A 22,634-nucleotide genomic window follows, 5' to 3' on the forward strand; every position below is an offset into this window, starting at 1 on the left:
TCTTTCAAACCACACGAGCAATAGCAATGCAATTACCAAGCTTCAGCGACAAATTCTCCGACAACCTGGCCCAGATCCCCGCAATGGAGTCGGTAGCCGCCATCGAACTAATCGACCAGTCCGGCGCAACCGTGGCAAAGATTGAAAACAAACCAGGCCAGGCGGGCTCGCTCCGTGTTTATAGCTGGCTGGCAGACAAGCTCGGCGCGATCACGCCAGAAGCCGCCGAACTGGGCCTGAAGATCTATGCAGAACACACGCAAGACGCCATCGCCAACCCTGGCAAGCATCCAAACATTGACCGTTTGTTCAACATTAAAACCGCAGAACAAACCCTGCAGGTAAAAGGCCTGTAAGCCCGGCCACGGCAGCCGGCGCCCGGCTGCCGCCACCTCCCGCCACAACACCTTTGCGCCAACGCAAAGCGGCCAGCGCCAACTTCGAAACAATGAGAGGATGCCCCAACAGGAGTCCAATCATGGCATCCGCACCAAACGAATCACCCGCCCAATCGGCGTATGATGAACACGAAGCCCGTCTGACGAACGTGGAGAAAGCCGTGACGGATTTACAATGTAACAACTCGCTACTCAGGCAGCAGATGGCGAGTGGCTTTGCAGCGGTTCAAGCGCAATTTGCGCTAACCGAAGAAAAGCTGCGAAGTGAGTTCCGCGATGGCCTGCACGCCCTGGAACAGCGCATGACCGCGAAAATCGAGACAGAGTCCCAGCGCCTGGAAAGCAAGTTCAGCAACGAGATTCAAATGCTCGTTTCAAGGATGGATCGACAGGATTCCAGGATGGATCGGCTGGATGCCAAGATAGACCGGCTCGACGCAAAAATCGACCAGCTGGCAAAATGGCTGATCGGCGCACAAGTCACCACGATGGCTTTCGTGATCGGCATCGCCGTCCAGCTTTTTCTGCGCTGAAATGCAAAAAGCCCAACCTGTAAGGATTGGGCTTTTTATGTTCTGGCTCCCCGACCTGGACTCGAACCAGGGACCTGCGGATTAACAGTCCGTCGCTCTACCGACTGAGCTATCAGGGATTAGAGGCAACATTTTATACTGTTTCTTTCGCACCGACAAGGTGCGATTTACTGCGGTATTTCATGCTGCTTTTCGCGCTTTGCCATGCAGCTCAGCGCGAAGAACCAAGATTTTAGAGGACTTCGGCGATGGCGTCAATAACGATATCGATATTGCGCGAGTTCAACGCGGCGACGCAGATGCGGCCGGTGTCCACGGCGTAGATCGACTTGGCGCGCAGCTGTTCCACTTGTGCCTTGCTCAGGCCCGAGTACGAGAACATGCCGATCTGGTCGCGCACGAAGGCGAAGTCATGGCCCTTGGCTTGCAGCTTGACCACAAACGCTTCACGCATTTCCTTGATGCGCACGCGCATCGCAGCCAGCTCGTCTTCCCACATCTGGCGCAGCTCAGGGGTGGTCAGCACGGTCGCTACGACCTTGCCGCCGTGGACCGGTGGGTTGGAGTAGTTGGTGCGCACCACGCGTTTCAGTTGCGACATCAGGCGAGCCGCTTCTTCCGAGGTGGCAGCCACCACGCTCAGCGCGCCCACGCGCTCGCCGTACAGCGAGAACGATTTGGAGAACGAGTTCGATACCAGAAGCGGACCGCCGGCGGCAGCGAAGCGGCGCACCACGGCGCCGTCTTCGGCGATACCAGCGCCGAAGCCCTGGTAAGCCATGTCCAGGAACGGTACCAGGCCGCCATTGGTCACAGCAGCGATCACTTCATCCCACTGGGCCGAGGTCAGGTCGGCGCCGGTCGGGTTGTGGCAGCAGGCGTGCAGCAGCACGATGGAGCCGGCTGGCATGGCTTTGATGTCGGCGATCATGCCGGCGAAGTTCACGCCGTGGGTGGCCGCGTCGAAGTAGGCGTAGTTGTTGACTTTGAAACCGGCGCTTTCAAACAGCGCGCGGTGGTTTTCCCAGCTTGGGTCGCTGATGTAGACTTCCGCGTCCGGGGCGAAGCGCTTCAGGAAGTCGGCGCCGATTTTCAGGGCGCCGGTGCCGCCGATGGCTTGCACGGTGACGGCGCGTTTTTCTTGCAGCACGGCACTGTCGGCGCCGAATACCAGCTCTTGCACCGCCTTGTCGTAGGCAGCCAGACCTTCGATTGGCAGGTAGGTGCGCGGCGCAGGCGTCGCGATCAGGATTTCCTCCGCTTTCTGCACGCACGATAGCAGCGGCACTTTACCGTTGTCGTCATAATAAACACCAACGCCCAGATTGATTTTCTGTGGGTTTTGGTCGGCGTTAAAGGCTTCGGTAATACCCAGGATAGGGTCGCGTGGTGCCATGTCGATGGCGCTGAACAAGCTAGGATTCGTCATGATAAGATTGGATTCAATTGGAAGCGGTTCGCAGCAGAGATGTATAGACAGCGCCCTTAAAATAAACACTTCAGGCCGCTGGCAGGCCGTTATTCTAACAAAGGTCTGAGCAAGATGGCTGATTTACCTGTAGCAGATACCCCTCAAGCGACCGTGGTCACGTTCCCGGATTCGCCGTTCAAACTGCACCAGCCCTTCCCGCCCGCCGGCGACCAGCCGACGGCGATCGACCAGCTGTGCGAAGGCATCGACGACGGTCTGTTCTTCCAGACGCTGCTCGGCGTGACCGGTTCCGGCAAGACCTACACGATGGCGAACGTCATTGCGCGCAAGGGCCGCCCTGCCATCGTGTTCGCACCGAACAAGACGCTGGCCGCGCAGCTGTATTCGGAGTTCCGCGAGTTCTTCCCGGAGAATGCGGTCGAGTACTTCGTGTCCTACTACGATTACTACCAGCCGGAAGCCTACGTGCCGCAGCGCGACCTGTTCATTGAAAAGGATTCGTCCATCAATGAGCACATCGAGCAGATGCGCCTGTCGTGCACCAAGTCGCTGATGGAGCGGCGCGATGTGGTGATCGTGGCGACGGTGTCGGCCATCTACGGTATCGGTAATCCGAACGAGTACCACCAGATGATTCTGACCTTGCGCCAGAAGGACCGCGTGTCGCAGCGCGACATCATCGCGCGCTTGATCCAGATGCAGTACACGCGCAATGAAGTGGACTTCGGCCGTGGCACCTTCCGCGTGCGCGGCGATACGCTCGATATTTTCCCGGCCGAGAATGCGGACCTCGCGGTGCGCCTTGAGCTGTGGGACGATGAGCTGGAATCGATCCAGCTGTTCGATCCGCTGACCGGCCGCGTCAAGCAAAAGATCCCGCGCTTCACCGTGTATCCAGGCTCGCACTACGTGACGCCGCGTTCGACCGTGCTGCGCGCCATCGAGACCATCAAGCTGGAGCTGCGCGAGCGGCTGGAGTTCTTCCGCAAGGAGAACAAGCTGATTGAAGAGCAGCGCCTTGAGCAGCGCACCCGTTTCGATCTGGAGATGATGGCGGAAATCGGCTTCACCAAGGGCATCGAGAACTACTCGCGCCACCTGAGCGGCGCAGCACCGGGCGAGCCGCCGCCAACGCTGGTCGACTATCTGCCGAAAGACGCGCTGATGTTCCTCGACGAATCACACGTGCTGATTGGCCAGCTAAGCGCCATGTACAACGGCGACCGTTCGCGCAAAACGAATCTGGTCGATTACGGCTTCCGCCTGCCGTCGGCGCTGGATAACCGGCCATTGAAATTCGAAGAATTCGAGCAGAAGATGCGGCAAACGGTATTCGTCTCAGCCACGCCGGCGGACTACGAGAAGAAGCGCGCGGACCAAGTGGTGGAACAGGTGGTGCGCCCGACCGGCCTGGTCGACCCGCTGGTCATCGTGCGCCCTGCCCTGTCGCAGGTGGACGACCTGATGTCCGAGATCACCGACCGTGTGGCCAAGAACGAGCGCGTGCTGGTCACCACGCTGACCAAGCGCATGTCCGAACAGCTGACCGAGTACCTGAGCGATCACGGCATCAAGGTGCGCTACCTGCACAGCGATATCGAAACCGTGGAGCGTGTGGAACTGCTGCGCGACCTGCGCATCGGCACCTTCGATGTGCTGGTCGGGATTAACTTGCTGCGCGAAGGCCTGGACTTGCCGGAGGTATCGCTGGTGGCCATCCTCGACGCCGACAAGGAAGGCTTCCTGCGCTCCGAGCGCTCACTGATCCAGACCATCGGCCGCGCCGCGCGTAACCTGAACGGCGTGGCGCTGCTGTACGCCGACCGCATGACCGATTCGATGGAACGCGCCATCGGCGAGACCGAGCGTCGCCGCGCCAAGCAGATCGCCTTCAACGAAGCCAACGGCATCGTGCCGCGCGGCGTGAAGAAGATCATCAAGGACATGATCGACGGCGTCTACAGCGAGAAGGAAGCGAAGGAAGAGCTGCAGGTGGCGCAGGAGACGGCCAAGTACGAATCCATGAGCGAGAAGCAGATCAGCAAAGAGATCAAGCGCCTCGAAAAAGCCATGCTCGATCACGCCAAGAATCTGGAATTCGAAAAGGCCGCTCAAGTGCGCGACCAGCTGCACCACCTCAAGCAGCAGCTGTTCGGCGCGCCGGGCGCCGACACCATCAGCTGATTATTTGACGAAGCCGGCCAGCGCGTCGATCAATTGCGGGGCAACCGGCAGGTCCGGGCTGGCGTAGGATTTTTGCTGGAGGGCCTGGTCGTCGCCGACGATTTTCAGCAGGTGGTTCATGCCTTGCACGATGACCAGCCTGGCTTGCGGCGCGGCGGCGGACAGCAGCTTCGCTTCGTCTTGCGGCACCTGGATGTCCGAGGTGCCCTGCAGGATCAGCACCGGCATCTTCAGCGCCGCAATCGCCTTGCGCGGATCGTGCTGGAAGGCGGAGATCAGGTACGGTTGCACGTCCGGACGATACAGGGCCATTAATGGCGGCGGCACCCTATCGACGGTCTTGCCAGCCTTGAGCGACGTGAGGATCTCATCGCTCTCCCCCATCAACGCCGGCGGCAGCTTGTCTTTCAATTGCTCGCGCAGGATTTCGTCCATCGTACGGCCGGTGCCGGCGATCAGCACGCAGGCGTCGCTTGCCGCTTGTGCGCACGCTTCGGAGGCAATCTGCGCACCTTCGCTATGCCCAGCCATCACCACGCGCGAGAAGCGCGGATCGGCGCGCAGCTTGCGCAGCCAGGCGGCAGCATCGCCGACGTAATCGTCGAGGCGCAGGTTCTCTTCCTTCCACACCGGCAGCGCGCTGGAGCCGATGGCGCGCTTGTCGTAGCGGACCGACGCAATCCCCTGCCGCGCCAGCCCTTCCGCCAGCAACTTCAATGAATCGTTTGGTCCCGGCAGCAGGTTGCTGTTGCCATCGCGGTCGGTGGGGCCGGAGCCCGAGTGCAGCAACACCACCGGCACCTTGCCGCTCACGCCATCCGGTGTCAGCTCGGTGCCATACACTGTGCCGCCGCCCACATCGAGCGATACCGGCCGCGACGCGGCCAACACGGAGGACGACAACATCATCAAGGACAGCAACAGCTTCATACTTTTCTCCATTCATTGAGGAAGATTCTTGTAGCGTACCAGCGAGTAGCCGGCCGCGAGCGGGCCCCATGCCATCATCAGCACCAGCAGCAGCCAGTGCGGCGCTCCCAGCCAGGCAGCGAGCAGACCCAGTACGCCGCTGCCCACCATCAGCTTGCCGGCCAGACGGTGCGTGGTATGCCAGACCTGCTCGCTGGCCAGCGTCCACGGCGTGCGGATGCCGATGAAGAAATTGCGCCGCACCTTGCCCATCGGGTTGCCCATCAGGATCAGCACCACGAACACAATCACCGGCATGACGCGCGGCACATCGAGCTTCACACCAAGCGCGCTGCACAGCATGAATAGCTCGATGGCGCCAAACAGCGCGACCGGAATCGCCATCAGGTAGCCGTAGGTGGCGCCGGAATTCTGCACCTCGAACTGCTTGGGCGACAGCCACGGCAGCGCCATCGCCAGCAGCAGGAAGGCGCTCATGGCGACCGGCCCGACCAGCCACAATTGCCAGCGCGCGCCGTAGCCATCAACCTGTCCCGCATAGTTCCAGTGCGTGGGCATGACCTCCGGCAGCGTCGGGTAGTAGTAAGCGGTGATGGCCGTCATGGCCAGGATCATCAGGATGCACAGCCATAAGGCGCGAGGCTTCATTTCTTTCTCCCTTGAGGTTGTTCGCCGGCCAGGTCCATCATCCAGGCCAGCACGTCTTGCAGCACGGTGGTGTTGAGTCCGTACCAGATGGTCTGCCCTTCGCGCCGGCGTGTGATCAGGTCGGCCTCGGCCAGTACGGCGAAATGGTGCGACATCGACGGCTTGCTCATATCGAAGCGTTCGGCCAGATCGCCGGCCGTCATCTCGCCGCTGCGCAGCAGACGCAGGATTTCGCGCCGAGCTGGGTCGGCGATGGCTTTGAAGGCGCTGTTGGTGGCATTCATTAGACAATCATTTAATTAGACGGTTATCTAAATATAGACCGATAAAAAGCGGGCGTCAAGCGCCCGCCGCCCTGCTTACAAGGTTTGGACGAACTCGCGGATGCCGCCCAGTAGCATCTCGACCGACATCGCCGTCAGGATCAGCCCCATCAGGCGCTCGAACGCCGTCATCACCTGCGGGCCGAGGACCTTCTGCAGCTTTTCGGCGCTGAGGAACACCGCCAGCCACACCACGCCCACCGCCGCCAGCGCCGCCACGTGCACCAGCACTTCACCGGTGCTCTCGCGCGAGAACAGCAGCACCGTGGCCAGCGCCGAGGGGCCGGCCAGCGCCGGGATCGCCAGCGGCACGATGAAGGGCTCGGCGCCGTCCGTGCGGCCCAGCACGCCGTCGGGGTGCGGGAAGATCATGCGGATCGAGATCAGCAGCAGGATCACCGCACCGCCGATGCGCAGCGACACTTCCGACAGGTGCAGCGCGGTCAGGAAGTGGCGACCGAAGAACATGAAGATCAGCAGCAGCACGAACGCAATCGCGCACTCGCGCACCACAATGCGCGGGCGGCGCGACGGCGGCACCGGATTGAGGACGCTGGCAAACAGCGGCACGTTGCCGAACGGGTCGGTCACCAGCAGCAAGAGAATAAAGGTCTGGAAAAAATCCTGGGTCATGGAATCCCTAAGTGGAAAAGAAAAACGGGAGCCGAAGCTCCCGTTTGAGTGTACCACCAGATTCGGCTTATGCCGACTTCCGGCGGCGGGCGATTGCGCCAACCAGGCCCAGGCCTGCCAGCAGCATCGCATAAGTTTCCGGTTCCGGCACCGGCAAGGCGTAGGTGTAAGTGACCTTGCCGTAAGCGCTGTACGACGACGACGCGATGGTGTCGATATTGCCGGACGCGGTGACCTTGGTGGTGCCCACGCCGGCGACCGTGGTGTGCACCACGCTGTTGCCGGTGAACGCAGCCAGCGCACCCGCGTCGGTCAGCAGCACCGTGGTCGGCGCGCCGTGCTGATCGGTGACGGTGATGGTGGCCCCGGAGCTGCCGCCATGATCGAGCACGTGGTCATACGCCGTGGCCAACACCGAATTGCTGTAATTGTTTTCCACCGCGTCGATGGTGAACAGGCCGCCGGAGGTCATCGTCACTTTGCTCTTCGAGCTCAGGGTGAAGGTGGTGCCGCGCGTGCCCTTGTTTTCAACGGCGAAAGTGCTGTTCAGGTCACTATACAGCTCGACTTCCACCGACAACAGCGTGCCCAGGCTGCTGTCGAACTGGGCAAAGTCCAGCGCACCGGAAGTACCCTTGATGTTGTTGATGACGTTGCTGCTCACTTCCAAGGTCGTCGTGACAGGCGCGGCTTGCGCGACCGAGACGAAGCCGAGAGCGGCGCCTGCCGCCAGCGTGCTGAGTAATTTTTTCATGTTGTTATCCATTCAGATAGCGTTGTTCAAGCCTGCGCCGAGCGCGATTTGCGCTTGGCCACCACACCAATCGCACCCAGACCCAGCAGCATCATGCCGTAGGTTTCCGGCTCCGGTACCGGAGCGGTGGTGAAGTTGTAGGTCACGCTGGCGCTGCCGGCAGCGTAAGTGGTGAAATTCACCTGGCCGTCATCGCCTTCCCACGACGAGGTGGTCATCACGTACAGTGGCGCGTAGACGTAGCCAGTGCCCGGGCCAGCGTGGGTGAACATCGCGAAATCGGATGCCGAGATGGTCAGGCCGGAGGCGCCAAACGCGGCCGAACCGGTAGCGGAGGTCGTGCCGCTGAGTTCGAGCTGGTCGAACAGCTGAGCGCTTTGATAGTGCAGCGGATTGACGTTATCCGGATGGGTCAGGAACAGTTCGGCCAACAGGCTGACTTTAACCGTATTGCCAGCCAACGCGATCACGTCCACGGTGCTGGAAATATTGGTGTTGAAGCTCAGCGTGATCGAGTCCAGCGTGCCCAGGGAGCTGTCGAACTGCTGGAAGCTCAGCGACTGGTCTTGATCGGTCAGCGCGCTGGCCAGCGTGCTGTTGTAGGTGACTTGGCCCGCAAACGCCGAGGCGGAAGCGAAACTTGCTGCTGCCAGCAGCACTTGAGAAAACTTGCGTAATTTCATGGGAACTCCCACTTGTTGGATTTGTTGGTCAGAAGATTTTTTGGTGGCAGCAATTATTGTCCCGCAGACACCGTTAATGCATGAATGGATATTAACATAAAATATCGCAAAGTAATTTTCTTTTTTGCATCTAAGAGGAAAAATTTGCAATAAAAATTTCCCAACAAAAATATTATGTTGTGCAAGACAAACAGACGTAAAAAAAGCGGCCCGCAGGCCGCTTTCATAGGAGAAAAAGCTAGGGAAACCCTTACGCGACCTTCTCACCTTTTTTGATCCAGGCCGCCAGTTGATGCGGGCGCAGACCGTCGTAATCTTCGAACGGCTGGTGGATCCACGGGTTGTGCGGCAGTTCTTCCATCTGGTAGTCCGGCTTGAAGGCCGAGCTGCCCTTGGTCCAGATCACGGCCGATTTCACCTCGGTCACGCCGTCGAAGTTGTCCTTCAGGTGCTGCATGACTTTGATCAGGGTGACGCCCGAATCGGCCAGGTCGTCGACCAGCAGGATCTTGCCGCTCAGCGGGCCCTTGGTCATGGTCATGTACTTGGCGATGTCGAGGTCGCCCTGCACGGTGCCCTTGTCTTCACGGTACGAGCTGGTCGACAGGATCGCCAGCGGCACGTCGAAGATACGCGAGAACACGTCGCCCGGACGCACGCCGCCGCGCGCCAGGCACAGTACCATGTCAAACTTCCAGCCCGACTCGTGCACTTTGAGCGCCAGGCGCTCGATCAGGCGGTGGTACTCGTCCCAGGAGACCCAGAGGTGTTTTTCGTTCGATTGTGGGGTGTTCATGCTTGCGGGTTCCTAAATTATGCAAATGGATGACGCAGCACGATCGTTTCTTCACGATCCGGACCGGTCGATACCATGTCGATCGGCACGCCGACCAATTCTTCAATACGCTTGATGTAGTTGCGGGCGGCAACCGGCAGCGCGTCCATCGACTTGGCGCCAACGGTGCTGTCTTTCCAGCCCGGCATTTCTTCGTACACCGGCACGCAACGCGCGGCTTCTTCGGCGCCCGACGGGAAGATGTCGACTGGCTCGCCGTCGATGGTGTAGCCGGTGCACAGTTTCAGCGATTCCAGGCCGTCCAGCACGTCCAGCTTGGTCAGGCACATGCCGGTCACGCCGTTGATCTGGACCGAGCGGCGCAGCAGCGCGGCGTCGAACCAGCCGCAGCGGCGGGCACGGCCGGTCACGGTACCGAACTCGTGGCCGACTTGCGCCAGGTGGTGGCCCACGCCGGCGTCGGTCGGCAGTTCCGAAGGGAACGGCCCCGAACCCACGCGGGTGGTGTAGGCCTTGGTGATGCCCATGACGTAGTGCAGCATGCTCGGGCCAACGCCGGCGCCGGCGGCGGCATTGCCGGCCACGCAGTTCGACGAGGTCACGAATGGATAGGTGCCGTGGTCAACGTCCAGCAGCGAGCCTTGCGCGCCTTCGAACAGCAGGTTGGCGCCGGCCTTGTGGGCTTTGTACAGGGCGCTCGAGACGTCGGTCACCATTGGGCGCAGGCGCGGCACGTAGGCCAGCGCGTCGTCCAGGGTTTTCTGGTAATCGACCTTCGGTGCCTTCAGGTAGTTTTCCAGCACGAAGTTGTGGTAGTCCAGGTTTTCCGCCAGCTTTTCGGCCAGGCGCTTTTCGTTCAGCAGGTCGGCGATACGGATGGCGCGACGGGCGACCTTATCTTCGTACGCAGGGCCGATGCCCTTGCCGGTGGTGCCGATCTTGGCATCGCCGCGTGCGGCTTCGCGCGCGTGGTCCAGCGCCGCGTGGTAAGGCAGGATCACAGGGGCGGCATCCGACACTTTCAGGCGCGAGGCGACTTCCACGCCCACCGCTTCCAGCTTGTCGATTTCGCGCAGCACGTCCGGCACCGACACCACCACACCGTTACCGATGTAGCAGGCCACGCCTGGACGCATGATGCCCGAAGGGATCAGCTGCAGTGCAGTTTTGACGCCGCCGATGACCAGCGTGTGGCCGGCGTTGTGGCCGCCCTGGAAGCGCACCACGCCTTGAGCGTGGTCGGTCAGCCAGTCGACGATTTTGCCTTTACCTTCATCGCCCCATTGGGTACCGATGACGACGACGTTTTTTGCGTTTTTGTTTGACATCACATTAACCTAAGTTTTTAAGAATCCAGTTACTACCATTCTCGTCGAGGACCAGCGCGCGGTCGCACTCGAACTCGTCCAGTTCGTGGCTATGACCCGGCATACTCTGGATCACCACTTCGCCGGACTTGCGCAGTTCGGCGATTTTTTCCTTCAACTCTGGCGCATTGCCCCACGGCGCGCGGATCGAATGCTTGCGCTCCGCGGTCGGCAGCAAACGCGCCAGTTCGCGCAAATCGAGCGAGAAGCCGGTGGCGGGACGTGCCCGGCCAAAGGCCTCGCCGACGTGATCGTAACGGCCGCCGCGCGCCACGGCGTTCGGCAAGCCAGGTACATACAGCGCGAACATCGCGCCGCTTTCATATTGATAACCGCGCAGGTCGGCCAGGTCGATCGCCACTTGCGCGCGGCCGATGGCCGATGCCGCCAGCGCCGCCAGTTCGGCCAGCGCCTTGGCGATGCCCGGCAGCTCCGGCAGCACTTCGCGCGCTTTCGCCAGCACGTCGATATCGCCGTACAGCGACGGCAGCGCCAGCAAGGCGTCGCGCACCACCGGTGCGTAATCTTTCGTCAATGCCTGCAGATCCGGCACGTCCTTGGCACGCAGCGCAGCATGGATTTTAGCCTGATCGCGCTGGGCGGCCGGGCATTGCTCCAGCAGCGCGCGCAGCACGCCGACATGGGTCAGGTCCAGCCGCACTTCGGTGAAACCGGCCAGCGCCAACGACGCCAGCGCCAGTTCCTGGATTTCGGCGTCGGCTTCGAGGCCGGCGTGGCCGTACATCTCGCAACCGATCTGCAGCGGCTCGCGGGTGGCGTGCAGGCCCGACGGACGTGTATGCAGCACGCTGCCGGCGTAGCACAGGCGCGTGACCGAAGCGCGGTTCAGCAGGTGGGCGTCGATGCGCGCCACTTGGGTGGTCATGTCCGGACGCAGGCCCAGCATGCGGCCCGACAGCTGGTCCACCAGCTTGAAGGTGCGCAGGTCGGTGTCTTCCCCGGCGCCGGTCAACAGCGATTCCAGGTACTCCAGCAACGGCGGCATCACCAGCTCGTAGCCATACAAGCGGAAATTATCCAGCATCAGACGACGCAACTCTTCAATCTTGCGTGCTTCCGACGGCAAAACGTCGGCGATATTCTCGGGCAGCAGCCAATTCGGCATGGGTCTATTAATTAAGAAATGAACAATGCGGCGCGCACGCCACGGCCACCTGACTGGAAGGCCGAACCTGATATTTTACGCGAAAACGCGTCTTTAGAGGGGAAAAAGATGCGATCGGGATGCCTTGTGGGCATCCCGATGCGAGGTCCCTGCTGTTACTTCCGGGCTGCAGCTGGTGCGGCGCCGGCGGCGCCCGAGCCTTTGAAGTATTTGAAGAAGTCCGAGCTGGAGTCCATCACCATCACGTCGCCGTGGTTCTTGAAGGTGGCGCGATAGGCTTCCAGGCTGCGGTAGAACTTGTAGAACTCCGGATTCTTGCCGAAGGCTTCCGCGTAGATGGCCGATGCTTTGGCATCGCCCTCGCCGCGAATCTGCTCGGCATCGCGATAGGCTTCCGCCAGGATCACGGAGCGCTGGCGATCAGCATCGGCACGGATTTTCTCCGACTCCGCCGAACCGGTCGAACGCAGTTCGTTGGCCACGCGGGTACGCTCGGCCTTCATGCGCTCGTACACCGAATTGTTGATCTGCTCTACATATTCAACACGCTTGAGGCGGACATCGATGATCTCGACACCGATCTGCGCGGCTTCCTGCACCACCTTGGCGCGGATGCCCTCCATGACCTTGCCGCGCTGGCCGGAGATCACTTCAGCCACGGTGCGCTTGGTGATTTCCTCGTTCAGCGCCGCCTTGATGATCTGCGACATACGGTCACGCGCGCGGCTTTCATCGCCGCCGAAGGTGACGTAGTAGAGCTTCGGCTGGTTCTCGCCACGGCCGATGCGCCACTTCACGAAGCTGTCCACCAGGATGTTCATCTTCTCGGCCGTGATGAAGCGCTCGGCGTCCGGCGATTCAATCGTCATGATGCGGTTATCGAGCAGCAGCACGTTCTGGAACGGCGGCGGCAACTTGAAGTGCAGGCCCGGCTCGCGGATGACTTCCTTGATCTGGCCCAGCGCGAACACGATGGCGTATTTGCGCTGGTCGACCACAAACACGGTCGACGACAGCAGCATCAGGGCGATAAAGCCCAGGACGACGGTACTAGCGATGCGATTCATTAACGGCTCTCCCGGTCACGTAAGGATTCGCGCGAGCGCGGATCGCGCGTGCGGTTCACTTCCACCGACGGCATCAGCTCCGACGGCAGCGTGGTAGTGGCGGCCGGCGCGGAGCCGGCTGCCTGCGCGGCGCGCGCGGCGGCGGCTTGCGCATCGGTGGCTGCCGCCTGGGCGATCAGCTTGTCGAGCGGCAGGTACAGCAGGTTGCTGCCGGTCTTGGCGTCCACCATCACTTTGGAAGCGCTGGAGAAAATTTGCTGCATGGTCTCAAGGTACAGGCGGTCGCGGGTCACGCCCGGCGCCTTCTGGTACTCGACCAGCACCTGCTTGAAGCGCGATGCATTACCGGTGGCGTTCTCCACCACCATCGAGCGATAGCCCTCGGCTTCCTGCAGCAGGCGCGAAGCGGTACCGCGTGCTTTTGGAATCACGTCGTTGGCGTAAGCCTGGCCTTCGTTCTTCTGGCGTTCGCGGTCCTGCCCTGCTTTCACCGCGTCGTCAAACGCGATCTGCACTTGTTCCGGCGGTTGCACCGCTTGCAGGGTGACGCTGGAAATCAGCACGCCGGAAGCGTAGCGGTCCAGGATCTGCTGCATCAGCTGCTGGGTTTCGAAGGCGACCTTGTCGCGGCCCTCGTACAGCACGAAGTCCATCTTGTTCTTGCCGACGATTTCGCGGATCGAGGTCTCGGCCACCTGGCGTACGGTGTCTTCCTCGTCGCGGTTATTCATCAGCCACGCGACCGGATCTTTCAGCTTGAACTGCACCGCGAACTGGATGTCGATGATGTTCTCGTCATCGGTCAGCATCAGCGATTCACGCGTCTGCTTGTTCTTGATATTGCCGCGATAGCCGATTTCCACCATGCGCATCTGCGAGACCTTGACCGTCTCGTCGCTCTGGAACGGATACGGCCAGCGCCAGTTGAAACCGGAGCCGGTGGTGTGGCTGACTTTGCCGAAGGTGTAGACCACGCCGGTCTGGCCTTCCTGCACGATGAAGGAGCCGCTGGCGAGCCAGATCAGCGCGACCACCGCGCCGATGGCACCGGCCGTGGCACGCACGCCGCCGCTCATGTCGGGGCGATTGCTGCCGCCGCCGCTGCCATCGCCGCCATTGTTATCGCCGCTCGGACGCTTTTGCCCGAACAAGCCGTTCAGGCGCTGGTTGAAGTCGCGCCACAGCTGTTCCATGTCGGGCGGGCCTTCGCCGGGCTTCTTGCCTTCATTGGCTTGCGGCTTGTTGTCCTTCCCCCAGCGAGGGTCGTTCAGCGACAGCTTCAAGCCGAGTCGTTTCATAAGTGAGGAGACACGCATTAGTGTGATCCAACGTGAGTGAGGGTGGGACTGCTCTCTACTTCTTCTACTTCTTCTTTCGTGGCCCATTCAGTGATGGCGGCGCGCAGCAGATCCAGTCCTTGCCCGGTGCGCGCACTGAGGAAGACTCTGGAAATCTTATCATATTCATCTCGCTCAACCGAAGGTTCCAGCTCGGCGGCGTCGATCTTATTCCACACCAGAATCTGCGGGATGTGATCGGCGCCGATTTCCTGCAGCACCAGGTTGACCTGCTCGATCTGCTCCATGCGCGCCGGCGACGCGGCGTCGACCACGTGCAGCAGCAGATCGGCATGAATGGTTTCCTCCAGCGTGGCGCGGAACGCCGCCACCAGCTGGTGCGGCAGCTCGCGCACGAAACCGACCGTGTCGGACAGCACCACGTGCCCTACTTCCTCGTTCATGTAGACACGGCGCGAGGTCGTATCCAGCGTGGCGAACAACTGGTCGGCCGCATACACGCCCGCCTTGGTCACCGCGTTGAACAGGGTCGACTTGCCGGCATTGGTATAGCCGACCAGCGAAATGGAGAAAGTCTGGGTACGGTTACGCGAACGGCGCTGGGTCTCATGCTGCTTGCGCAGCTTGGCCAGGCGGGCACGCAGCGCTTTCACCCGCTCGCCGATCAATCGGCGGTCGGTTTCCAGCTGGGTTTCACCGGGACCGCGCAGACCGATACCGCCCTTCTGGCGCTCAAGGTGAGTCCAGCCGCGGATCAGGCGCGTGGCCAGGTGCTGCAACTGCGCCAGCTCGACCTGCAGCTTGCCCTCGTGGCTCTTGGCACGCTGGGCGAAGATATCAAGAATCAGGCTGGTCCGGTCCAGCACCCGAATGTTCAGGCGTTTTTCCAGATTGCGTTGCTGCGCCGGCGACAGGGCGTGATTGAAGATGACGATTTCGCAGCGATCGGCCAGCACGGCTTGGCCGATCTCGTCGGCCTTGCCGCTGCCGACGAAATAAGCCGCATCCGGGGCGGAGCGCTTGGCCGTGATGGTCGTCACCGGTTCAGCACCGGCGGAACGCGCCAACAGCTGCAATTCCTCGATGCTGGCGGCAAAGTCGCCCTTGCCGAAATCGATACCGACTAGAACTGCACGCATACGACGGTCAGGCCAGTTAAAAAGAAGCGGTGTGGCAAATGCTTATTCCGCGTCGTTTTCAATGCTGAGATTGACGGCGCGCGCCGGCACCACGGTGGAGATGGCGTGCTTGTAGACCATCTGCGTCACAGTGTTACGCAGCAGTACGACGTATTGGTCGAAAGATTCGATGTGGCCCTGCAGCTTGATGCCGTTCACCAGGTAGATCGACACCGGGACGTGCTCTTTGCGCAGTGCATTGAGGAATGGGTCTTGTAACAGTTGCCCTTTGTTGCTCATAACAGCTCCATTTTATGTTGTTGTGTTGGAAGTGGAGGCGAAACGCTTGATTTCAAGTACTTTCAAGGTCGTGGCTCAGCGAAAAGTCATAAAAAAGTCAAACATTTTTCGCTGAAACACCGCTCGCCACGCTAAAAGTGGTGCTTCTAAGCCACTGTACCTTGTTTTTGCTTTTTTTGCAGGCTGTTCCTGCAAAAAAATCGCTTATTTTTCCGAACCCTTGGCGAATGGGTTTTTACCAGTGCGCAGTTCAATGCGCAGCGGCGTGCCGACCAGGTTGAAGGTCTCGCGGAAATGCTTCTCCAGATAGCGCTTGTATGGCTCGCTGATGGCGTCCAGGGCATTGCCGTGGATGACGATCACCGGCGGATTCATGCCGCCCTGGTGGGCGTAACGCATCTTCGGACGGATCGAACCTTTGCGCTTCGGCTCCTGCTTCTCCACCGCCTCGATCAGGGCGCGGGTCAGCTTCGGCGTCGAGAGGTCGGCGAAGGCGGCGGCGTAAGCCTGGTCCAGGGATTTCATCAGCGGACCGATGCCCTGCGCCTTCAGCGCCGAGATGAAGTGCATCTTGGCGAAGCCGAGGAAGTCCAGCTTGCGGTCGATGTCGATCTTGATTTCGTCGCGCTGCCACGATTCCAGACCGTCCCACTTGTTGACGGCGATGACCAGCGCGCGGCCGGTTTCCAGCACGAAGCCGGCGATGTGGGCGTCCTGCTCGGAGATGTCCTGCTGCGCATCGAGCATCAGCACGACCACGTTGGCTTCCGAGATCGATTGCAGCGTCTTCACCACCGAGAATTTCTCGATCGCTTCGAACACCTTGCCGCGACGGCGGATACCGGCGGTGTCGATCAGGGTGTACTGCTTGCCATCGCGTTCGAACGGGATCTCGATCGAGTCGCGGGTGGTGCCCGGCATGTCGAAGGCGATCACGCGCTCTTCGCCCACCAGGGTATTGATCAGGGTCGACTTGCCGACGTTCGGACGACCGACCAGTGCGATCTTGACGCCGCGGTCCGACTTCTCCAGCTCCGCCGGATCTTCCGGACGCTGCTCGAACGCGGTGTCCAGCGCCAGGTCGACCAGATCGTGCACGCCGTCGCCGTGTGCCGACGAAATGACAGCCGGTTCGCCCAGTCCCAGTTCATAGAAGTCCGCCACCACCGAGGTGTAGCGCATGCCTTCCGCCTTGTTCACGACCAGGATCACCGGACGGCCGCTCTTGCGCAGGAAGTCGGTGATGGTCTTGTCATGTGGCGTCAAACCCTGGCGGCCGTCGACCAGGAAGATGACAACGTCAGCTTCGGCCACGGCTTGCTTGGTTTGCTTTGCCATTTGGTGGAGGATGCCTTCCTTGGCAACCGGCTCAAAGCCGCCGGTGTCAATAACGAGGAAGGGACGTTCGCCGACACGGCCCTCGCCATAGTGACGATCTCGCGTCAACCCAGGCAAGTCCGCCACCAGCGCATCGCGCGAGCGGGTCAGACGATTGAACAAGGTCGATTTCCCTACATTGGGTCGACCCACTAGTGCGATTACCGGCTTCATTTTTTACTCGACCGCGAGTGCGGTCACTGTCCCTGATTGGGTTTGGAAAATCAAATTCGTGCCGGCGATGATCGGATCAGCATTGATTGCGCTGCCGTCGGTCGCCACACGACCTATAAATGCGCCATCTTCCCGCGACAGGAAGTGGATGTAACCCTGGTAGTCGCCAACTGCCACCGCGCGGCCGTACGACACAGGGGTCGACAGCACACGGTACGACAGCTTGTCGTTCTTCCAGGCGTTGGCGCCGTTTTCACGGCTATAGGCGCCAACTTCGCCTTTGTCGTCGGAGACGAATACAAAACGCTGGTCCACCGCCACGCCCTTGTCGGACGAAGTGGCTTTGCTCCAGTGCGGCGCGCCGGTGGTGGCGTCGAAGCAGGCCACGCGGCCTTGATACGACACGGCGCAAACATCTTTTTCGTAGATCACCGGGGCGCCGGCGATGTCGGTCACGCGTTCCAGTTCGGTGGCGCCGCGCGGCTCGCCGACGACCACTTCAAAACGCTGCAGGCCACCGGCCAGGTTCAGCGCGAGCAGCTTGCCGCCCGGCTGGGCGATGTAGGCGTTCTGGCCGTTGATGACCATGCCCGGCGCATTGCGCAGGGTCAGGGCCGGCGTGGTGCGAGCCACGTTCCACTTGCGCGCGCCGGTCTTGGCATCAAAGCCGGTGATCATGTTGTCGACACTGCGTACCACCACCATGCCGCTGCCGGCTTCCGGCGACGACAGCACTTCGCTCGAGGCTTGCGCTTTCCACAGCTGCTTGCCGTTGCTGTCGTAGGCCAGGATCTGGCCTTTGACGCCGCCGACTACCACCACGTCGCCATCGGCGCCCACACCGGCGGTCAGGTCGACGCCGGTCTTGATGCGCCAGATTTCCTTGCCGGTGGCGGCGTTCAGGCGCACCAGGGTGCCATCGGCATCAGCCACGTAGATGCTCTCGCCCGACAGCGCAGGCGTGAACACCGCGTTGCCCGATTTACCTACCGAATACTTCCACACCACCTTTGGATTCAGCGATGGATTTTTCAGTTCCACCAGCGGCGCCGGCTGGTTCTTGGTTTCCTTGGACGAGAACAAGGAGCAACCGGCCAACATCGCAAACACACTTGCTGCCACTACTTTTTCGGTAATACGCATAGTCATGAACCTTGCTACTTGGTGAATTAGGCGGTGCCGCCGATGGCTTCCAATTTCATCTGAATCAGCTGACGGCCAGGATTTTTCTTGTCGGTGGCGTCCAGCGCGGCCTTGTAGGCGGTGCGGGCTTCGGCCAGCTTGTTCTGCGCGGCCAGCACGTCGCCCTTGCGGTCGGCAACGGCGCCGGCGAATTGCGCAGGCACGTCGCCGGCCAGCACTTTCAGCGCTTCGTCGTAGGCTTTTTCATCCAGCAGCACGCCGGCCAGGCGAACCTTGGCCACGGCCTTGAATTCATCGCCGCCGTGTTCCGCCGCCCATTGCAGCTGGGCTTTGGCCGATTTCAAATCGTTGGCGTCGAACGCGCTCTTGGCGGCGACCAGCGCGGCCATCGGCGCGTAGGCGGTGCTGCCGAATTGCGATTCCATGTCGCCGGCGGCGCGCAGCACCTTGGCGTTGTCCTTGGCTTCCACGGCGGCTTGCAGCTGGTCGTACAGCGCCGAGGCTTTGCCGGCCTGGTCGCGCTGGTAGTAGTTCCAACCGTTCCAGCCAGAGTACGCAGCGAGGGCCGCGATCAGCACCCAGGTCGTCGCATTGCCGTACTTGTCCCACCACGCTTTGAGGGTCGCTATCTGTTCTTGTTCTTCAAGATCGTATGCCATGTTTCGTCTGCCGTTATCGTAGGTTTGGTTAATGGTTGCAGTGTTCGTCGTGCACGTGGTGGTGATGATCGCCGCTGTCGGTGATCTGGTCCACCACGAAGTCTACTACCTGGTCGAACGGCACCGAGGTTTGCTGCTGTTCGCCTTCCGCCGCGCGCATCGCTTTGACGCTGGCGGTGTTGTTGGTGACTTCATCTTCGCCAATGATGACGGCGAATGCGGCGCCTGCGCCGTCGGCCTTCTTCATCTGCGATTTGAAGCTGCCGGCGCCGGCCAGCGTGGAGCCGTGCATGATCACGTCCAGGCCAGCGTCGCGCAGGCGCTCGCCCAGCACGAAGGCTTGCAGCTGCGCTGCTTCGCCTTGATGCACGAGGTAGACGTCGCACTGGTTAGGCATTTCCGGCTCGCCGGCTTCCTTCATCAGTTCCAGCAGGCGTTCGATGCCCATCGCGAAACCGACGGCAGGCGTTGGCTTGCCGCCGAACGAGGCGATCAGCGGATCGTAACGGCCGCCGGCGCACACGGTGCCCTGCGAACCCAGCGAGTCCGTCACCCATTCGAACACGGTGCGGTTGTAGTAATCCAGACCGCGCACCAGGCGGGTGTTGATCACGTACGGAACGTTGTTGTGGTCGAGGATCTTGCGCACGCCGTTGAAGTGCGCCAGCGACTCTTCGCCCAGGTAGTCCATCAGCTTCGGCGCGGCGTTGACCATGTCCTGCATCGCAGGGTTCTTGGTGTCCAGGATGCGCAGCGGGTTGCTGTGCAGGCGGCGCTTGGCTTCGGCGTCAAGGATGTCTTCGTGCTTTTCCAGATACGCGATCAGGTCGACGCGGTGGCGCGCGCGCTCTTCGGCGTCGCCGATCGAGTTCAGTTCGAGGCGGATTTCCGGCAGGCCCAGGTCATCCCACAGGCGGCGGCACATCATGATCAGTTCGGCGTCGACGTCCGGGCCGGTGAAGCCCACGGCTTCGCAGCCGAACTGGTAGAACTGACGATAGCGGCCGCGCTGCGGACGCTCGTGGCGGAACATCGGGCCGGTGTACCACAGGCGCTTAGGACCTTCGTAGACCAGATTGTGCTCGATCACCGCGCGCACCGCGCCGGCCGTGCCTTCAGGGCGCAGGGTCAGCTGGTCGCCGTTCATCGAATCTTCGAACGAATACATCTCTTTTTCGACGATGTCGGTGACCGCGCCGATCGCGCGTTTGAACAGCGCGGTGTCTTCCACGATCGGCGTGCGGATCTGCTGGAAGCCATAGCTCTGCACCACCGACTGCGCGGTGTTCTCGAACAGCTGCCACAGGTGCGAGTCCTGCGGCAGGATGTCGTTCATGCCTTTGACGGCGACGATTTTTTCTTGTTTAGACATGTTTGCTGTAATTCTTCTTCACGTAATTCAGTACGATTTCCTGGAATTCTTCCACGATGCGCTCACCGCGCAGCGTCGCCACCTTGGCGCCGTCGACAAATACCGGTGCGGCCGGCGATTCGCCGGTGCCCGGCAAGCTGATGCCGATATTGGCGTGCTTCGATTCGCCCGGACCGTTGACGATGCAGCCCATCACGGCCACGTTCATCGCCTCCACGCCCGGATAGAGCTTTTTCCATTCAGGCATCTGGTCGCGCAGGAAGGTCTGGATGTTGTCAGCCAGTTCCTGGAACGTGGTCGAGGTGGTGCGGCCGCAGCCTGGGCAGGCAATCACCATCGGGGTGAATTTGCGCAGGCCCATCGTCTGCAGGATCTCCTGCCCCACCACCACTTCCTTGGTGCGGTCGCCGCCCGGTTCCGGGGTCAGCGAAATGCGGATGGTATCGCCAATGCCTTCTTGCAGCAGCACCGACAGCGCGGCGGTCGACGCCACGATGCCCTTGCTGCCCATGCCCGCTTCGGTCAGGCCGAGGTGCAACGGGTAGTCGCAGCGCTTGCCCAGTTCGCGGTACACGGCGATCAGGTCCTGCACGCCCGAGACTTTGCACGACAGGATGATCTTGTCGCGCGCCAGACCCAGTTCTTCAGCGCGCACGGCGTTCTCGATGGCCGAGGTAATCAGCGCTTCATACATCACCTGCTGCGCGGTCCACGGATTCGCACGGCCGGCATTTTCGTCCATGATGCGCGCCAGCAGCGCCTGATCCAGGCTGCCCCAGTTGACGCCGATGCGCACCGGTTTGTCGTAGCGCGCCGCCACTTCGATCATTTGCGCAAACTGCGTATCGCGCTTGGCGCCCTTGCCCACATTGCCCGGATTGATGCGGTACTTGGACAGCGCTTTGGCGCACTCCGGGTAGTCGTTCAGCAGCGTGTGGCCGTTGTAGTGGAAGTCGCCGACCAGCGGCACGTCGACGTCCATCTTGTCCAGCTGTTCGCGGATGTACGGCACCGCTTCGGCGGCTTCAGGACGGTCCACGGTCAGGCGCACCAGCTCCGAGCCGGCACGCGCCAGGTCGCGGATCTGGATCGCCGTTTCGATGGCGTTGGCGGTGTCGGTGTTGGTCATCGACTGCACCACCACCGGAGCGTCGCCGCCCACCCAGATCTTGCGCTCGCCGTGCGAGATCAACACGCGGCGGCTGGCGCGGCGGTCGGTTGGTCCCGATGGAATAGCAGTTTGCGTCATGGTTCTAACTCTGTTTTTACTTGATGCTTACTTGATATTTACGCGCGAAATCGTACCGCCCGGGATCAGCGGCAACGGCAGCGGCGCGCCGCCCAGCGAGGCTTCCACGCCGCCCGGCTTACCAACGATCAGCAACGCCGGATCCTTGATATCGAAGGTCTCGGTGCTGCCTGCTTTCACCACGCGCGAAATCAGCGAAGTGGTGCCCGGACGGCGAATCTCTACCCACGAATCTTCCGTCACCTTCAATACCAGCTGGTGGCCGGCGCCGCTCACTGCCGGCGCAGCAGGTGCAGGCGTCGGTGCTGGCGCAGCGGCCACTGGGGCTGGTGCTGGCGCTGGTGCTGCGGCTAACGGAGCCGGGGCTGGCGTCGGTGCAGGCACCGCTGCCGGCGGTGCAACGGCGGCAGTTGCCGGCGCGGTCGCAGCAGTAGCAGGAGCTGCGGCTTGCTCGCCTTGCGGCGGCACCGAAATCAGCGGCACGCTCGGCGATTGCAGGGGCGCCGATGCAGCGCTTTCCTGGCCCGGCTTGAGCAGCGTGGTGTCAATCGCCGGCGTTTCAACCGGCTTCACTTCCTCTTCCTTGCGCTCGAACAGCGAGGCAGGAATCAAACCGCTCTGGTACGCATACGCGCCAGCCGCACCAATCACGACCACCGCCGCCACGCCAACCAGCCAGCCGGCCGGCGCCGACGAACGTCCCGTCATCGACGGGAAGCGCGACTCGGAGAACGACTGCGCCAAATCCTTGCGCGGCGCAACGACGACCTCGGGGCTGATCGGCTGCGCTGCGTCTATCATCGCGACCAGCGGGGCCGCATCCATCTTCAATACCTTGGCGTAGGCACGCACGAAGCCGCGCGTGACCGCCATGTTAGGCAGGGCGGCGTAATCGCCGGCCTCCAATGCCTTCACCTGGCGCACCGCCAGTTTCAGTTGGTCTGCAATTTGTTCAACCGTCCAACCCATCGCTTCGCGCTGGGCGGCCAGCAATGCTCCGGGCGTAGCCTTGCCAGTGTTGCCCTGCTCTTGCGGCGGTTCTGCCCACTCAGAATTCATTGGTACCCCTG

At 61.4% G+C, this 22,634-nt stretch carries 23 protein-coding genes and 1 tRNA gene; 3 read left to right on the forward strand and 21 right to left on the reverse strand.

Annotated features, from left to right (window positions below; translation table 11 throughout):
* Positions 1–26 precede the first annotated feature (26 nt).
* Both BMZ70_RS10945 and BMZ70_RS10950 read left to right on the forward strand, forming a co-directional pair.
* On the forward strand, positions 27–356 hold the full coding sequence (locus BMZ70_RS10945) for a DUF2322 family protein (protein ID WP_092273598.1): 330 nt from the start codon (positions 27–29) through the stop codon (positions 354–356).
* Positions 357–478: 122 nt separating this feature from the next.
* Positions 479–931 (forward strand): hypothetical protein, encoded by a 453-nt coding sequence (locus BMZ70_RS10950; protein ID WP_092273601.1) that lies wholly within the window; start codon positions 479–481, stop codon positions 929–931.
* A gap of 43 nt (positions 932–974) precedes the next feature.
* Here the strand turns inward: BMZ70_RS10950 and BMZ70_RS10955 are convergent.
* Together BMZ70_RS10955 and BMZ70_RS10960 are read right to left on the reverse strand one after the other, a co-directional pair.
* Positions 975–1,050 (reverse strand) — tRNA-Asn (locus BMZ70_RS10955).
* Positions 1,051–1,163: 113 nt separating this feature from the next.
* A complete protein-coding gene (locus tag BMZ70_RS10960; RefSeq protein ID WP_175500772.1) occupies positions 1,164–2,360 on the reverse strand; it encodes an amino acid aminotransferase in 1,197 nt (398 codons plus the stop codon).
* A 114-nt stretch (positions 2,361–2,474) separates the two neighbouring features.
* Here BMZ70_RS10960 and uvrB point away from each other — a divergent pair, with 114 nt between their 5' ends.
* Positions 2,475–4,547 carry an excinuclease ABC subunit UvrB gene (gene uvrB / locus BMZ70_RS10965; protein WP_092273604.1) on the forward strand — a complete coding sequence of 691 codons (2,073 nt, stop codon included), beginning with the start codon at positions 2,475–2,477 and terminating at the stop codon, positions 4,545–4,547.
* Here uvrB and BMZ70_RS10970 read toward each other — a convergent pair whose 3' ends face one another.
* The 19 genes from BMZ70_RS10970 to BMZ70_RS11060 all read right to left on the reverse strand — a co-directional run bounded on the left by BMZ70_RS10970 (position 4,548) and on the right by BMZ70_RS11060 (position 22,623).
* A complete protein-coding gene (locus BMZ70_RS10970; protein ID WP_092273606.1) occupies positions 4,548–5,477 on the reverse strand; it encodes an alpha/beta hydrolase in 930 nt (309 codons plus the stop codon).
* 12 nt (positions 5,478–5,489) lie between these two features.
* The gene (locus BMZ70_RS10975; protein ID WP_092273609.1) at positions 5,490–6,125 is read right to left on the reverse strand and encodes an SdpI family protein; all 636 of its coding nucleotides are present in this window, start codon (positions 6,123–6,125) and stop codon (positions 5,490–5,492) included.
* The gene (locus BMZ70_RS10980; protein ID WP_092273612.1) at positions 6,122–6,409 is read right to left on the reverse strand and encodes an autorepressor SdpR family transcription factor; all 288 of its coding nucleotides are present in this window, start codon (positions 6,407–6,409) and stop codon (positions 6,122–6,124) included. The genes BMZ70_RS10975 and BMZ70_RS10980 overlap by 4 nt, the downstream gene beginning before the upstream one ends.
* A 75-nt stretch (positions 6,410–6,484) precedes the next feature.
* A complete protein-coding gene (locus tag BMZ70_RS10985; RefSeq protein WP_092273615.1) occupies positions 6,485–7,081 on the reverse strand; it encodes a MarC family protein in 597 nt (198 codons plus the stop codon).
* Positions 7,082–7,148: 67 nt separating this feature from the next.
* Complete coding sequence (locus tag BMZ70_RS28825; RefSeq protein ID WP_165403488.1) at positions 7,149–7,835, reverse strand: FxDxF family PEP-CTERM protein; 687 nt, start codon at positions 7,833–7,835, stop codon at positions 7,149–7,151.
* A gap of 26 nt (positions 7,836–7,861) precedes the next feature.
* On the reverse strand, positions 7,862–8,518 hold the full coding sequence (locus tag BMZ70_RS28830) for a choice-of-anchor E domain-containing protein (RefSeq protein ID WP_092273620.1): 657 nt from the start codon (positions 8,516–8,518) through the stop codon (positions 7,862–7,864).
* Positions 8,519–8,768: 250 nt separating this feature from the next.
* Positions 8,769–9,314, reverse strand: a complete 546-nt coding sequence (locus BMZ70_RS11000) for a phosphoribosyltransferase (RefSeq protein ID WP_092273623.1) — start codon at positions 9,312–9,314, stop codon at positions 8,769–8,771.
* Between the two features lie 17 nt (positions 9,315–9,331).
* Positions 9,332–10,642, reverse strand: coding sequence for an adenylosuccinate synthase (locus BMZ70_RS11005; protein ID WP_092273626.1), 1,311 nt, complete (start codon positions 10,640–10,642; stop codon positions 9,332–9,334).
* A 4-nt stretch (positions 10,643–10,646) separates the two neighbouring features.
* Positions 10,647–11,807: an ATP phosphoribosyltransferase regulatory subunit gene (locus BMZ70_RS11010; protein ID WP_092273629.1), complete on the reverse strand. Its 1,161-nt coding sequence runs from the start codon at positions 11,805–11,807 to the stop codon at positions 10,647–10,649.
* Positions 11,808–11,962: 155 nt separating this feature from the next.
* Positions 11,963–12,874, reverse strand: a complete 912-nt coding sequence (gene hflC, locus BMZ70_RS11015) for a protease modulator HflC (RefSeq protein WP_092273632.1) — start codon at positions 12,872–12,874, stop codon at positions 11,963–11,965.
* Positions 12,874–14,172, reverse strand: a complete 1,299-nt coding sequence (gene hflK, locus BMZ70_RS11020) for an FtsH protease activity modulator HflK (protein WP_229205375.1) — start codon at positions 14,170–14,172, stop codon at positions 12,874–12,876. Before hflK ends, hflC begins: the two co-directional genes overlap by 1 nt.
* Positions 14,173–14,189: 17 nt before the next feature.
* Positions 14,190–15,311 carry a GTPase HflX gene (gene hflX / locus BMZ70_RS11025; protein ID WP_092273638.1) on the reverse strand — a complete coding sequence of 374 codons (1,122 nt, stop codon included), beginning with the start codon at positions 15,309–15,311 and terminating at the stop codon, positions 14,190–14,192.
* Between the two features lie 42 nt (positions 15,312–15,353).
* Positions 15,354–15,590 carry an RNA chaperone Hfq gene (gene hfq / locus BMZ70_RS11030; RefSeq protein ID WP_092273641.1) on the reverse strand — a complete coding sequence of 79 codons (237 nt, stop codon included), beginning with the start codon at positions 15,588–15,590 and terminating at the stop codon, positions 15,354–15,356.
* A gap of 204 nt (positions 15,591–15,794) precedes the next feature.
* Positions 15,795–17,141 (reverse strand): ribosome biogenesis GTPase Der, encoded by a 1,347-nt coding sequence (gene der, locus BMZ70_RS11035; RefSeq protein WP_092273644.1) that lies wholly within the window; start codon positions 17,139–17,141, stop codon positions 15,795–15,797.
* Between the two features lie 3 nt (positions 17,142–17,144).
* Positions 17,145–18,284 (reverse strand): outer membrane protein assembly factor BamB, encoded by a 1,140-nt coding sequence (gene bamB / locus BMZ70_RS11040; protein ID WP_092273647.1) that lies wholly within the window; start codon positions 18,282–18,284, stop codon positions 17,145–17,147.
* A 26-nt stretch (positions 18,285–18,310) separates the two neighbouring features.
* Complete coding sequence (locus BMZ70_RS11045) at positions 18,311–18,943, reverse strand: YfgM family protein (RefSeq protein ID WP_092273650.1); 633 nt, start codon at positions 18,941–18,943, stop codon at positions 18,311–18,313.
* 28 nt (positions 18,944–18,971) lie between these two features.
* Positions 18,972–20,315, reverse strand: a complete 1,344-nt coding sequence (hisS, locus tag BMZ70_RS11050; RefSeq protein ID WP_092273653.1) for a histidine--tRNA ligase — start codon at positions 20,313–20,315, stop codon at positions 18,972–18,974.
* Positions 20,308–21,564 carry a flavodoxin-dependent (E)-4-hydroxy-3-methylbut-2-enyl-diphosphate synthase gene (ispG, locus tag BMZ70_RS11055; protein WP_092273656.1) on the reverse strand — a complete coding sequence of 419 codons (1,257 nt, stop codon included), beginning with the start codon at positions 21,562–21,564 and terminating at the stop codon, positions 20,308–20,310. Before ispG ends, hisS begins: the two co-directional genes overlap by 8 nt.
* 27 nt (positions 21,565–21,591) lie before the next feature.
* Complete coding sequence (locus BMZ70_RS11060; RefSeq protein WP_092273659.1) at positions 21,592–22,623, reverse strand: helix-turn-helix domain-containing protein; 1,032 nt, start codon at positions 22,621–22,623, stop codon at positions 21,592–21,594.
* Positions 22,624–22,634: the final 11 nt, after the last annotated feature.

The sequence above is a fragment of the Duganella sp. CF402 genome (genome assembly GCF_900109645.1).
Taxonomy (GTDB): domain Bacteria; phylum Pseudomonadota; class Gammaproteobacteria; order Burkholderiales; family Burkholderiaceae_D; genus Rugamonas.

Bases quoted from the DNA above. Each gene is read 5' to 3' on its own strand.
- BMZ70_RS28825 (WP_165403488.1), bottom strand. From the start codon at position 7,835: ATGAAAAAATTACTCAGCACGCTGGCGGCAGGCGCCGCTCTCGGCTTC.
- der (WP_092273644.1), bottom strand. From the start codon at position 17,141: ATGAAGCCGGTAATCGCACTAGTGGGTCGACCCAATGTAGGGAAATCG.
- hisS (WP_092273653.1), bottom strand. From the start codon at position 20,315: ATGTCTAAACAAGAAAAAATCGTCGCCGTCAAAGGCATGAACGACATC.
- BMZ70_RS10950 (WP_092273601.1), top strand. From the start codon at position 479: ATGGCATCCGCACCAAACGAATCACCCGCCCAATCGGCGTATGATGAA.
- BMZ70_RS10960 (WP_175500772.1), bottom strand. From the start codon at position 2,360: ATGACGAATCCTAGCTTGTTCAGCGCCATCGACATGGCACCACGCGAC.
- BMZ70_RS10985 (WP_092273615.1), bottom strand. From the start codon at position 7,081: ATGACCCAGGATTTTTTCCAGACCTTTATTCTCTTGCTGCTGGTGACC.
- hflX (WP_092273638.1), bottom strand. From the start codon at position 15,311: ATGCGTGCAGTTCTAGTCGGTATCGATTTCGGCAAGGGCGACTTTGCC.
- BMZ70_RS11060 (WP_092273659.1), bottom strand. From the start codon at position 22,623: ATGAATTCTGAGTGGGCAGAACCGCCGCAAGAGCAGGGCAACACTGGC.
- BMZ70_RS10945 (WP_092273598.1), top strand. From the start codon at position 27: ATGCAATTACCAAGCTTCAGCGACAAATTCTCCGACAACCTGGCCCAG.
- uvrB (WP_092273604.1), top strand. From the start codon at position 2,475: ATGGCTGATTTACCTGTAGCAGATACCCCTCAAGCGACCGTGGTCACG.
- hflC (WP_092273632.1), bottom strand. From the start codon at position 12,874: ATGAATCGCATCGCTAGTACCGTCGTCCTGGGCTTTATCGCCCTGATG.
- BMZ70_RS11005 (WP_092273626.1), bottom strand. From the start codon at position 10,642: ATGTCAAACAAAAACGCAAAAAACGTCGTCGTCATCGGTACCCAATGG.
- bamB (WP_092273647.1), bottom strand. From the start codon at position 18,284: ATGCGTATTACCGAAAAAGTAGTGGCAGCAAGTGTGTTTGCGATGTTG.
- BMZ70_RS10975 (WP_092273609.1), bottom strand. From the start codon at position 6,125: ATGAAGCCTCGCGCCTTATGGCTGTGCATCCTGATGATCCTGGCCATG.
- BMZ70_RS10980 (WP_092273612.1), bottom strand. From the start codon at position 6,409: ATGAATGCCACCAACAGCGCCTTCAAAGCCATCGCCGACCCAGCTCGG.
- ispG (WP_092273656.1), bottom strand. From the start codon at position 21,564: ATGACGCAAACTGCTATTCCATCGGGACCAACCGACCGCCGCGCCAGC.
- hflK (WP_229205375.1), bottom strand. From the start codon at position 14,172: ATGAAACGACTCGGCTTGAAGCTGTCGCTGAACGACCCTCGCTGGGGG.
- BMZ70_RS11010 (WP_092273629.1), bottom strand. From the start codon at position 11,807: ATGCCGAATTGGCTGCTGCCCGAGAATATCGCCGACGTTTTGCCGTCG.
- BMZ70_RS11045 (WP_092273650.1), bottom strand. From the start codon at position 18,943: ATGGCATACGATCTTGAAGAACAAGAACAGATAGCGACCCTCAAAGCG.
- BMZ70_RS10970 (WP_092273606.1), bottom strand. From the start codon at position 5,477: ATGAAGCTGTTGCTGTCCTTGATGATGTTGTCGTCCTCCGTGTTGGCC.
- hfq (WP_092273641.1), bottom strand. From the start codon at position 15,590: ATGAGCAACAAAGGGCAACTGTTACAAGACCCATTCCTCAATGCACTG.
- BMZ70_RS28830 (WP_092273620.1), bottom strand. From the start codon at position 8,518: ATGAAATTACGCAAGTTTTCTCAAGTGCTGCTGGCAGCAGCAAGTTTC.
- BMZ70_RS11000 (WP_092273623.1), bottom strand. From the start codon at position 9,314: ATGAACACCCCACAATCGAACGAAAAACACCTCTGGGTCTCCTGGGAC.